This is a genomic window from Spirosoma sp. (assembly GCF_048594605.1).
Classification (GTDB): domain Bacteria; phylum Bacteroidota; class Bacteroidia; order Cytophagales; family Spirosomataceae; genus Spirosoma.
The window spans coordinates 1-10,445 of sequence record NZ_JBMDWV010000410.1; the positions used below are offsets into that span (position 1 = coordinate 1).

Below are 10,445 nucleotides of genomic sequence, written 5' to 3' on the forward strand. Positions count from 1 at the left end.
AATACCCCTGCGGCAGGCGTAGCAAAAGCCATAAACGATCAGGGCATTGTAGCCTGGCAGCAGGCCATTGACCTACTCAACGACGCTGATAAGCTTGAGCTACCTGACAAGCTGCGTCAACGTAACAAGCTGCTACGTCAATACAGTACGTTACGACTCAATAGTTTTAAACTGTTGCAAAAATCCCTGACCGACCCGTCGCATGATTATAACCAGCAGATTGACAGCTACGATCGGCAGATTCAGGCTGTTTTAAACCAGCTAAAAAAGTAAAAAAACTGTATGCTTTGTCATTTCGACTGTAGGGAGAAATCTCAACTTTCCAATTAGTTGGCTTGAGATTTCTCCCTACAGTCGAAATGACAAAGCCTCAGTTACTATTTCCTGAAAAGAAAAAGCTCAAACAGATTCATCAATCATTCATTTCCCGGCAGGTTAGCCAATTCGTCTGTTAGAAACCGCTGAAATCTCTCCTGTAATCCGCGATAATGATTGAGAAATTTTTCGCCCTCTTCCGTTATAACGGCTCCTCCCCCTTTTTCACCACCCGTTTGGGTAATCACCAAGGGCTGATCGGCCTGGGTGTTCATTGAGTGAACCAGATCCCAGGCGCGTTTATAGGACATATTCATCGCCTTTGCCGCCTGATTTATGGAGCCGGTACGTTGAATATGCCCAAGTAATTCCAGCCGACCGATGCCCATAAACCGTTCGGCTTCCTCATTAGCCGTAGTTTCAAGCCAAATTCTACCGTTGATGCGAAGATTTTTCATTGGACAATGATACGTCCTGGTTCTAAGCGATAAAAATACAACGATAGGCAACTAGTTAGTTGAAAAAAGGCTCATGCCTCGTCTACTGGCGTACTTTCCTGAAAAAATCTCCAGAAAAATCATCCGCGGTTTCAGCTTCCAGTCGTACCTTTCGGACGATAGTTTTCTCGCCTTGTTCGCCCTTTATCGCACTGTCTGTCTGCGACCTCGGCGATCTGTCCCAGCTATCTCTGTGGTTATGGACAATGTGGAATTACTCTCCCGGATTCAGTTCGCTTTCACCATCGCCTTTCACTACATCTATCCGCCACTGAGCATCGGTCTTGGTGTATGCCTGGTGATTATGGAAGGACTTTACCTGAAAACCAAAGACAAAATTTACGAAGAACTGACCCGATTCTGGGTTAAAATTTTTGCGCTTATTTTCGGTATCGGCGTTGCTACGGGCATCGTGATGGAGTTTGAGTTCGGTACAAACTGGGCTACGTACTCGCGCTACGTTGGCGACATTTTTGGTTCAGCTCTGGCGGCCGAAGGCATCTTTGCCTTTGCACTGGAATCAGCCTTTCTGGGAATCCTGCTGTTCGGCTGGAATCGTGTCAGCCCCCGCGTGCATTTTATGGCAACGGTGCTGGTAGCGCTCGGCTCTATTTTTTCGGCACTCTGGATCGTCGTCGCTAACTCATGGCAGCAAACGCCGTCGGGATACCGTATCGAAGGAGAAGGCCTGCAGGCCCGCGCCATCGTGACTGATTTCTGGGAAATGGTGTTCAATCCGTCGTCCGTCGAGCGGTATTCGCACGTATTAATCGGTGCCTTGCTGGCAGGGTCGTTTCTGGTGCTGAGTGTTAGCGCCTGGTATATTCTGAAAAAGAAGTACGTAGTTCACGCACAGGCCGCTTTTCGAATTGCACTCTGGGTGGCAGCTATCTCTGCCTTGGGCCAGTTGTTTACGGGTCATAAATCGGCAGAGATTGTTACGAAATATCAACCGGCGAAACTGGCGGCCATGGAAGGTCATTTCGAGAAATCGGCTCCGGCTGATATGTATCTGATGGGCTGGGTAAATGCCAAAGAGCAGAAAACGTCCGGCCTGAAAATTCCCGGCGGACTTTCGTTTCTGGTTCATCAGGATTTTAACCGGCCCATTCCCGGCCTGAACAGCATCAAACCCGAGAATCGACCAACGGCTGTCAACTTCGTTTTCCAGACGTATCACACCATGGTGGCTATTGGCATGACGCTGATTGCGTTGACGCTCTTCAGTTTGTACCTGCTTTACCGAAAAAAGCTGTTTGAAACCCGTTGGCTGATGGTCGTTTTTGTCTTCTCAGTGCTGCTGCCTCAAATTGCTAACCAGGTTGGCTGGTACACGGCCGAAGTGGGCCGTCAACCGTGGGTGGTATACGGGCTGCTACGTACCTCCGATGCGCTCTCTCAGGCCGTCAAAGCTGAGCACGTATTAGCTTCACTTATTATGTTCACGTTCGTTTATGTCATGCTGTTTCTTTTGTTTCTGTATCTGCTCAACAAAAAGATTCAGCATGGGCCCGACGTAACATCGGATGGGGAAACCACTTCGCGCATGAACCCGTCGTTTAAACCTATTCTGAATAATTGAACAGCTAACGCAAGAATAGCCGTGCAATATTCAGTCATTCAATCAATCAACTTATGGATACCGTTCTAGGAATCGATTTGCCCACCTGGTGGTTTTTGCTAATTGGTGCATTGATCAGTGGTTATGGCATTCTCGATGGCTTCGACCTGGGAGCCGGGGCATTGCATTTGTTCTTTAACAAAGAGCAGAGCCGACGAATAGCGCTCAACGCTATCGGTCCAGTTTGGGATGGGAACGAAGTTTGGCTGGTGATTGGTGCAGGCTCGTTGTTTGCAGCTTTCCCGCTCGTGTACGGCACAATTCTCTCAGTATTTTATCTGCCATTCATGCTGTTTCTGGTCGCGATTATTTTCCGGGGTATTTCGATTGAGTTTCGTAGCAAAGAGACCATGAAATGGTGGCGAAAGACCTGGGATATTAGTTACTGCCTGTCTAGTGTGGCAATCTCTCTACTGCTCGGATTGGTACTCGGCAATCTTATTCAAGGGCTACCATTAAACGCCAGGCATGAATTTGTCGGACGACTGCGCGATTTTTTCAACCCGTATGCAATGCTGATTGCCGTTACGGTCCTGTCGCTGTTTATGATGCACGGGGCCATGTATTTACTGATGAAAACCGAAGACCGGCTCTACGCGAAACTGACCGTCATTGCCAACAACACCAGTAAGTTTTTCATTCTGTGCTTTATCGCTACGTCGATGGCCACATTAATTTACGTACCGCATATGACGGCCATCTTTAAATCGTACCCGGTATTGTTTATTCTGGCAATTGCAGCTATCCTGATCGTACTGAACATCCGACGTAGCATCGAAAAACGCCAGTACCGGCGGGGCTTCATATCATCGGCTATTACGACCGCTCTGCTCCTCATTCTGTTCGCGATGGGCTTATATCCAAACCTGGTCTTGTCGAACGTTGATCCAAGAGGACATATCAGCATTTACGAAGCTGCTTCGTCGGACGGTTCACTACGTACAATGCTACTGTTTGCCTTTATTGGTATGCCGCTGGTTGCTACGTATACCGTATTTATGTTCTGGACTTTCCGGGGCAAAGTGAAGCTGGAAGAGCACAGCTATTGATCCAGTGTGGAATCGGGAAGCCGCTCACCTCTACGTAGCGCATTCACTAGATTGTGCGCCCTCCGTGTAGGTTCAGGAATACGATAACCGCCATCGCAACGTAGTGTAAGCTCGATAGCCGTTTCCATATCAATTAAATTACCCGGCGATACGTAGACCGGATTCACTTTATTTTTAGTACGTAGCGCAGCGCCGATAACATCGCCATAATGCCGCATGGGCGACCATGCCCCACGTTCGGGAGCAGGTTCATCGTATTTTCCAACCAGTACTGATTTGCCACAACCAAAGGTTGGCCTATTCAGAAAAAGTCCGGCATGTGAAGCAATCCCGATCCGGCGCGGGTGAGCTGTTCCATGCCCATCGAACATCACGACGTCGGGCTCTGTTTTGAGCTTCTGCCATGCCAACAATAATGAAGGAATTTCGCGAAATGACAACAGACCCGGAATGTAAGGAAATGGCGCTGTGCCAATGACACCCGCTTCTTCAATGGTTTCCAGCGTATCGAGCCGCAGCACCACAATACCGGCATAGACGGTCTCCTCAAATTTATTGAACGAAATATCGCAGCCAGCAATCGTTTGGGGCGTTTTAGTGAGCGGTTCGATACGTATCTGCGAACGTAACTGCTGTTGCAGTGCGATGGCTTCGGTGGGTGTTACGTTCCAATCATGGAGGTTTTGGTAGTGAGCCATATTCTGAAAAAGCTGGTCACTACGTAACGAAACAGAAGAGAATAGGTTTGTGAAACGGCTTTCTTATTGGATTGTGTACCCAGGTAGTTGGCTTTCTAATCGACAATTTTCACACGAATGCGGTGCGGAGCAGGCCAGGTACCCCCAAAATAAAGCCCCGTATTGTAGGCAAACGTTTTATTGTGTGTAAAGGCCACCGGCTGACCGCCCAGCACCTGATACATTTTCCGATCGTAATCGATCTTGATGGTTAGTTTCGTTGGCGTATTGATGGTCGTTTCGGCCACTTTAAAATCAATACGTTTGCCTTCTACATAAATATAGGCTCCCAGATCAATACAGTTTCGTTGTTTATTCCAACGCCAGCCTACACGGGCACCGTCTACCTGATGCGGAGGTACGCCGGTGGTAATATCCTGATCTTTTGATCCAACAAAGCCTAACCCAATCACTTTATTCCAGTCGTCGGCGTCCTCCGCGCCAATGTCATAAATACAGCTGCTGTCGAACGTAACGGTTGCCGATACTTCGTGAGGGCTAACCAGCAACCCAACTTTACGTTTCGGATTAGGCTCATGCTCACCGGCCTCGATAACCACCCAATCCGGATCTGACACAAGAAAATCGGGTACGCAAGCACTCATGAACAGGCTAAAGCCGAACAGCAACAATGCCTTACCTACGAAAGCCGGGCCAAGCGCCGATAAATCAAAACGGGGTTTCATCATCAATAGAATTCATGAACTTTATGCAAATAACGCTACAATTCAATTGATTTGTGTCCCGCTGGCTCAACTGTGTACCTACAATAGCTTTAGCTTTGTTGGTAATCTTGTTGGCTTTTTCATCATTCCTTGTAAGATTTTAATCTCTGTTTATGGAATCGGCGCTTCCTTCCTCATTTAAATCAGGTCAGCCGTCATCAGTTACTCGCTCAGGAGGCTGGCGGCTGGGCATACCAATCTATATCTACGCCGTTGTTTTCTCTTCGCTCTGTGTTGTAATGGGCCTGCTTTGGGATATTATGTGGCACATGAGTATCGGCCGCGATGGGTTACTGGCTCCTCCACACGTAGTTATTTATGTCGGTGCCATTCTATCTGGCCTTTTTTCTGCTTATCAGATTCTGGATTTAACCCTAAACAAAAATCATCCGGGTCGGGCAACTGCCGTTCCTTTCTGGGGAGTGTTCTATGGTTCGCTCGGGGCCATGTTCTGCGTCTGGGGTGCGCTGGCCATGTTAACATCCGCTCCTTTCGATGATTGGTGGCACAATACGTATGGACTGGATGTTCAGATTCTAACTCCTCCGCACACCATCCTGATTATCGGAATCATGACCGTTCAGTTTGGGGCGATGATTGGTGTGTTGGCGCTGCAAAATCAAAACCGGAATCATCCTTATGATCAATCTCTTTACTATAACGCGCGATTAAATCGGCTAAAATGGCTGTTTGCCATTTCTGCAGCCCTAATACTTGTTATGCTATTTATAATGGCGTCGGAGTCGATGGGCAAATTTGAATCGCACAATCCAATGTATTATGCTACAGCGGCTATTATATTACCGTTTTTTTTATTGGCCGTTGGACGGGCTTCATTGTTACGTTGGCCCGTCGCTACGACTGCGGCATTGTATATGCTAGCTCTGGCACTGCCTAGCTGGATTCTCCAGTACTTTGCGGCAACTCCCCGACTAGGACCCGTGCTTAATCCGATTACTCACTATCAGTCGTTTCACTTTCCCATGTTATTAGTATTTCCGGGCCTGGCTCTGGATTGGCTTATGCATCGTTTTGAAAAGCCAACGAAAAAAAAGTTAAACGACTGGATACTGGCCGGGCTTTACGCGAGCGTATTTATGCTCATCCTGCTAATCGTTCAGTGGCCTTTTGGAGAGTTCCTGCTTACATCGCCCTACGCTCGGAATGGCTTCTTTCTATCAAACTCCTGGACGTATGACAGTTCACCCGATTGGGCGTATCGGTATGCCTTTGCCCCCTGGCTGAAGCAATCTGCTACTGATTTCTGGACTGGTTTTGGCAAAGCACTTATTTACGCGATCTTCTCAGCCCGCATAGGTCTGCTATGGGGAAGCTGGATGAAACGAGTCATTCGTTAGGAAAAGTAAGGGTTTTGAATTGTGCCAAATCAGCTGCTGTGGATACCAGTAAGGGGCTGCTCATTTGCTCTGTCATTCAGGTTATTCCATCAAGATTACTAATATGGCTGAGTTTCCTTAGTCGTTTCCAGATACGTGCCCCTATCGTACCAGTACAGAATTGAATCGGAGTGGATGTATTTTAGCGGACGTGTCCGGTGCGTACGTACATGACCAAATTCCGTGAAGTCGTCGATAAGATAACTCACTCAAAATCAGTTTTTGCGCTTGTCCTACGTACTAACTGTAAAAAAAATTTGAAAGTAAGGCTTGACAAACCATGAAAACGCCCTAAATTTGCATCCACAATTCGCCGATGGATTGGCAAATTGCGTAACGCGAAAGTAGCTCAGCTGGTAGAGCGCGACCTTGCCAAGGTCGAGGTCGCGGGTTCGAACCCCGTCTTTCGCTCCACAAAGAGGCACCGAACCCGGTGCTTTTTTTGTAAATCTCCGCTTATGCGGAGGATGCCGGGATGGCGGAACAGGTAGACGCGCCGGACTTAAAATCCTGTGGGCCTTACGGCCCGTGCGGGTTCGATTCCCGCTCCTGGTACAAAACCCTCTAATAAGGGAAATCAAAAGAAAAACAAAAGCACTGATTTTCAGTGCTTTTGTTTTTTACAGCCTTTCTACTTTCTGTTACCCAGCTCTTGTTTTACCGTTTTTTGTTACCCATTTGTTACTCGATTTCGCTGGTTATCTGTATATTTATCAAGGGAATACAATAGATAAACAAGCGCAGAAACAAGGTATGGCTATCAAACTTAGGAAAAAGCCTCTGGCAAACGGTAAACTCAGCCTTTACTTAGATAGTTGGGATGGCGAACAGCGACAGTATGAGTTTTTAAAACTCTACCTATACCCACGCCCCAAAGACGCTTTAGAGAAAGAGCACAATAAGGATACGCTTAAAATGGCAGAGAATATACGGGCAAAGCGTGAGCTTATGGTAGCCTCTGATGAATATGGTTTTATGCCTGCCTTCAAAAAGAAGGTAAATTTCTATGAGTATTTACAGCAGTTTATTAAGGGGTACACCAAAAAAGACATTCGCATGTTTGGCTCTATGCTTAAATACCTTAGAGAGTACGCCCAAACTGATTATTTACCCACTAAAGCTATTACTGAGAACTTTTGCAGAGGATTCAGAGAATTTTTGGATAACCACCCTAATCTGAGCGGAGAAACACCTTATGACTTTTTTGCAAGGTTTAAGAAAGTGCTTAAACAGGCCGTTCGTGATAACCTATTCTCTAACAGCCCAGCTCAAGACGTGCAGAATAAGCGAATTGATAAAACAGTAAGTAAAGACATTCTGAATGTTGAAGAACTGCAACTATTAGCAAAAACGCATTGTGGCAACGATCAAATAAAGAGAGCGTTTCTATTTGCCTGTAATACAGGCTTACGCTACTGTGATATAAAGGTTTTACAATGGCGGCACATTCAGGGAGGCTCATTGCAAATGACTCAACAGAAGACGAGCAAACCTGTAATCATCAATCTAAATACAACTGCTTTGCGGCTCTTAGGCGAAAAAGGTAAGCCAGAAGAGGCCGTTTTTACTCTCCCCTCACATACAGGCATTCTTAAAGTTTTACGCTATTGGAAAGATCGCGCGGGCTTGAGTAAGACTGTTACCTTCCATGTAGCCAGGCATTCATTTGCTACAAATCTCTTAATCTATGAAACCGATGTTAAAACGGTTTCTTCGCTTTTAGGTCATACTAGCTTGGAGCATACACAAAAGTATGTTCGGGTTGTTGAGGCCCTAAAACAAAAAGCTGTAAACCGCTTACCTGAAATTGAATTATAATTATTATGAAATTTTATAAGAGATATAAAATTTGGAGTAATAATATTAATGAACTGATTAGTTATCTGGGTAAAATATCAACAGAATTTGATTGGTACGTTATTCTAAGCAAAGAGCAGAGGATTGATGAATTATTCATAATAGTGGAAGATTATAACCTTGGTGATCAATTTGAAGAGTTCGCTCTATCAACTGAGCAGCATAAAGTTGAGGCTTTCTTTAAAAATTTTGAGGCACAGATAAACGAGTGGTCAACCCAATTTATACATTTGACTTATGGTGAGAAAAAATCTGAGTTTGGCATCCTACATTATAATATAACAGTTAATAAACTTCAGATTCACGTTGATGATATAAATAAAGTAGCAAATACATTTAAACGTTTGGGTAATCTCATGTCAGTAATTACTGATACATTTGAGCAGTTAAAGTTAAATTATACAAACTTATCCTCTCGTCCCAAAAAGCAATTCTATGATAGAGTGAGGGGGCGATTCTTAAATACACGTATTGAAAACCCTGTTGATAAATATACCGCTAAAGATTGGTTAAAAGGAAAAATTGACGAAGTTTTAATACGATATTATCTAGCTAACGGAAATGATTTAAAACAGCTAATGCATCCAAGCAAATGGGAGAACTTTAACAAAAAAATTGAATTAGAGTATAACCTTATCCCCCCGCAACAGGGTGAATTGTCTCAATTTGTTATTGAGGATTTACCGTTTGAAGCTAAACTAGTAGATATAATTGTTAACAGAATCATAAAATTTGATGGAGATTTTTTCAGACTTTTTATAAGTGCTATTTCTTTCTATAAAGAAAGCGAGCATGTTGAAATTCGAAAGTTGATGAGAGAAATTCATAATAAAATAGTAGATGATAATTGGTGCAAACAAAAAGCGCTTTTGAGTAAGTTAATAGATGGATCTATAGATTCAAAAAAGCTAATTAAGATTCTTATCCAAAATATTGAAGACTACTTAGGCAGCAAGGCACCTTCTTTAACTTACCCAATTTCAGTGTCGTCAGGTTTTTCTCACGCGGAAGTGGTTGACGCTTATAACACTTTACTTAAAGGATTTGTAGAATGGCGGTATATTAGGCCGATTAAAGAACTACAAAGTAATAGTGGTGAAAAAATCGTTAAAAACTATCATTTAGACCAACGTTCTCCATACGTCGAGGCTGAAATATTGGTAAAGTCTCTTGATTACTTAATACAACGACTTGAAAAATCCTCAATAAACTTACCGAAACTATCCTTAGAGCTTTCATTTTTATGTACCCTGACAGGAGAACAAATCGAGCTTTTATTTTCTCAACTAAATAGTGAGAAATACATCGATTCTAGCGTTACTATATTTCAATTTACTGAAGCGCTGTTAGGCAACAAAATAATGTCAGAACCAATTCAATGGCTTAAAAGTAATCGTGCATTAGCCTATTTATTTAGACAAATGCACTCAGGTAAAATAATAGACAATGATAAATGGCAAAGTATTATTGAGAAAAGAAAAATTTTCTATAAAAACAATAATCATCTGAAATTATTTACTGCTCAAGATTTGTCCCAAGCGATATCTGATTACGAAAACAAGGGCAACCCAAGAGAGGCATCCTATATAGATATAATACTATTTAGCGTCAAGTCAATAAAAGGTTGATAGATTGATTATCAAACTCCATTCTCAATCCTGTCAAGCCGCTTCTTTTCCTATACATACCGTAATTGCCGATGATTAGCGCTAGTTAATCAGGGTTTACTCAAACCCATTTTTAACCCGTTTTAAACAGTTAGAAAGATGGCAATTGTAATAATGAATGAGATTGAAATCAGTCAGCATCTATACGAACAAAAACAAGTTTTAGCACGCATAGAACGGCTATTATCGGCACAAAAGGAAACGTTAACTTTAGAGGAAGCCTCTGCTTATACAGGTATTAGTAAAAGTTATATCTACAAATTAACTTCTTCTAACTCTATACCTCATTATAAACCAGAGGGGAAAATAATCTATTTTGATCGTGATGAATTAGATTGTTGGTTAAAACGTAATCGAATTAAAACTAACGACGAAATTGAACAAGAGGCTAGGTCCTTCACTTCTAAAAAGGGGGAAAAGAAGAGTCATCTCCATAAAACACGTTGAGCCATGTACGATACGGCTCATTTATTCTTATCCTCAGAAAAAGCGGGGAGGGTCGATCTCCCTGCTTATGTTTCAGGTCTACTAGAGAGGGTTACTGAGCACTACCATGAGAATGGGGCTATGTCTGTAAGTG

Annotated in this window: 10 protein-coding genes, 2 tRNA genes and 1 pseudogene; 9 read left to right on the plus strand and 4 right to left on the minus strand. The window is 43.7% G+C overall.

The annotated features are described in order from the left end of the window. Positions 1 to 273: pseudogene (locus tag ACOJS8_RS25535) on the plus strand (rhomboid family intramembrane serine protease); the annotation flags it as partial. A gap of 143 nt (positions 274 to 416) precedes the next feature. Here ACOJS8_RS25535 and ACOJS8_RS25540 read toward each other — a convergent pair. Continuing rightward, a complete protein-coding gene (locus ACOJS8_RS25540) occupies positions 417 to 773 on the minus strand; it encodes a winged helix-turn-helix domain-containing protein (RefSeq protein WP_420151389.1) in 357 nt (118 codons plus the stop codon). 238 nt (positions 774 to 1,011) lie between these two features. Between ACOJS8_RS25540 and ACOJS8_RS25545 the strand changes: the two genes are divergently transcribed. Continuing rightward, complete coding sequence (locus tag ACOJS8_RS25545; RefSeq protein WP_420151390.1) at positions 1,012 to 2,394, plus strand: cytochrome ubiquinol oxidase subunit I; 1,383 nt, start codon at positions 1,012 to 1,014, stop codon at positions 2,392 to 2,394. Between the two features lie 53 nt (positions 2,395 to 2,447). Next, the gene (gene cydB / locus ACOJS8_RS25550) at positions 2,448 to 3,482 is read left to right on the plus strand and encodes a cytochrome d ubiquinol oxidase subunit II (RefSeq protein ID WP_420151391.1); all 1,035 of its coding nucleotides are present in this window, start codon (positions 2,448 to 2,450) and stop codon (positions 3,480 to 3,482) included. On the opposite strand, the gene nfi is transcribed toward cydB, so the two are convergent. Together nfi and ACOJS8_RS25560 are read right to left on the minus strand one after the other, a co-directional pair. Beyond that, complete coding sequence (gene nfi / locus ACOJS8_RS25555; RefSeq protein ID WP_420151392.1) at positions 3,476 to 4,180, minus strand: deoxyribonuclease V; 705 nt, start codon at positions 4,178 to 4,180, stop codon at positions 3,476 to 3,478. The two genes, cydB and nfi, sit on opposite strands and share 7 nt — an antisense overlap. A gap of 95 nt (positions 4,181 to 4,275) precedes the next feature. After that, positions 4,276 to 4,905 carry a hypothetical protein gene (locus ACOJS8_RS25560; RefSeq protein WP_420151393.1) on the minus strand — a complete coding sequence of 210 codons (630 nt, stop codon included), beginning with the start codon at positions 4,903 to 4,905 and terminating at the stop codon, positions 4,276 to 4,278. A 152-nt stretch (positions 4,906 to 5,057) separates the two neighbouring features. Between ACOJS8_RS25560 and ACOJS8_RS25565 the strand changes: the two genes are divergently transcribed. Then, positions 5,058 to 6,302 (plus strand): hypothetical protein, encoded by a 1,245-nt coding sequence (locus ACOJS8_RS25565; protein WP_420151394.1) that lies wholly within the window; start codon positions 5,058 to 5,060, stop codon positions 6,300 to 6,302. A 98-nt stretch (positions 6,303 to 6,400) separates the two neighbouring features. Here the strand turns inward: ACOJS8_RS25565 and ACOJS8_RS25570 are convergent, their stop codons facing one another. Beyond that, a complete protein-coding gene (locus ACOJS8_RS25570; protein ID WP_420151395.1) occupies positions 6,401 to 6,550 on the minus strand; it encodes a hypothetical protein in 150 nt (49 codons plus the stop codon). Between the two features lie 129 nt (positions 6,551 to 6,679). Between ACOJS8_RS25570 and ACOJS8_RS25575 the strand changes: the two genes are divergently transcribed. From ACOJS8_RS25575 to ACOJS8_RS25595, 5 genes are all read left to right on the plus strand, one after another. Beyond that, positions 6,680 to 6,755, plus strand: a tRNA-Gly gene (locus tag ACOJS8_RS25575). Between the two features lie 55 nt (positions 6,756 to 6,810). Next, positions 6,811 to 6,896 (plus strand) — tRNA-Leu (locus ACOJS8_RS25580). After that, complete coding sequence (locus tag ACOJS8_RS25585; RefSeq protein WP_420151396.1) at positions 6,870 to 8,159, plus strand: site-specific integrase; 1,290 nt, start codon at positions 6,870 to 6,872, stop codon at positions 8,157 to 8,159. Before ACOJS8_RS25580 ends, ACOJS8_RS25585 begins: the two co-directional genes overlap by 27 nt. Before the next feature lie 5 nt (positions 8,160 to 8,164). Then, entirely contained in the window at positions 8,165 to 9,826 is a 1,662-nt protein-coding gene (locus ACOJS8_RS25590; RefSeq protein WP_420151397.1) for a hypothetical protein, read from the plus strand. Between the two features lie 138 nt (positions 9,827 to 9,964). Next, positions 9,965 to 10,312, plus strand: a complete 348-nt coding sequence (locus ACOJS8_RS25595) for a helix-turn-helix domain-containing protein (RefSeq protein ID WP_420151398.1) — start codon at positions 9,965 to 9,967, stop codon at positions 10,310 to 10,312. The last annotated feature ends 133 nt before the right edge of the window (positions 10,313 to 10,445 follow it).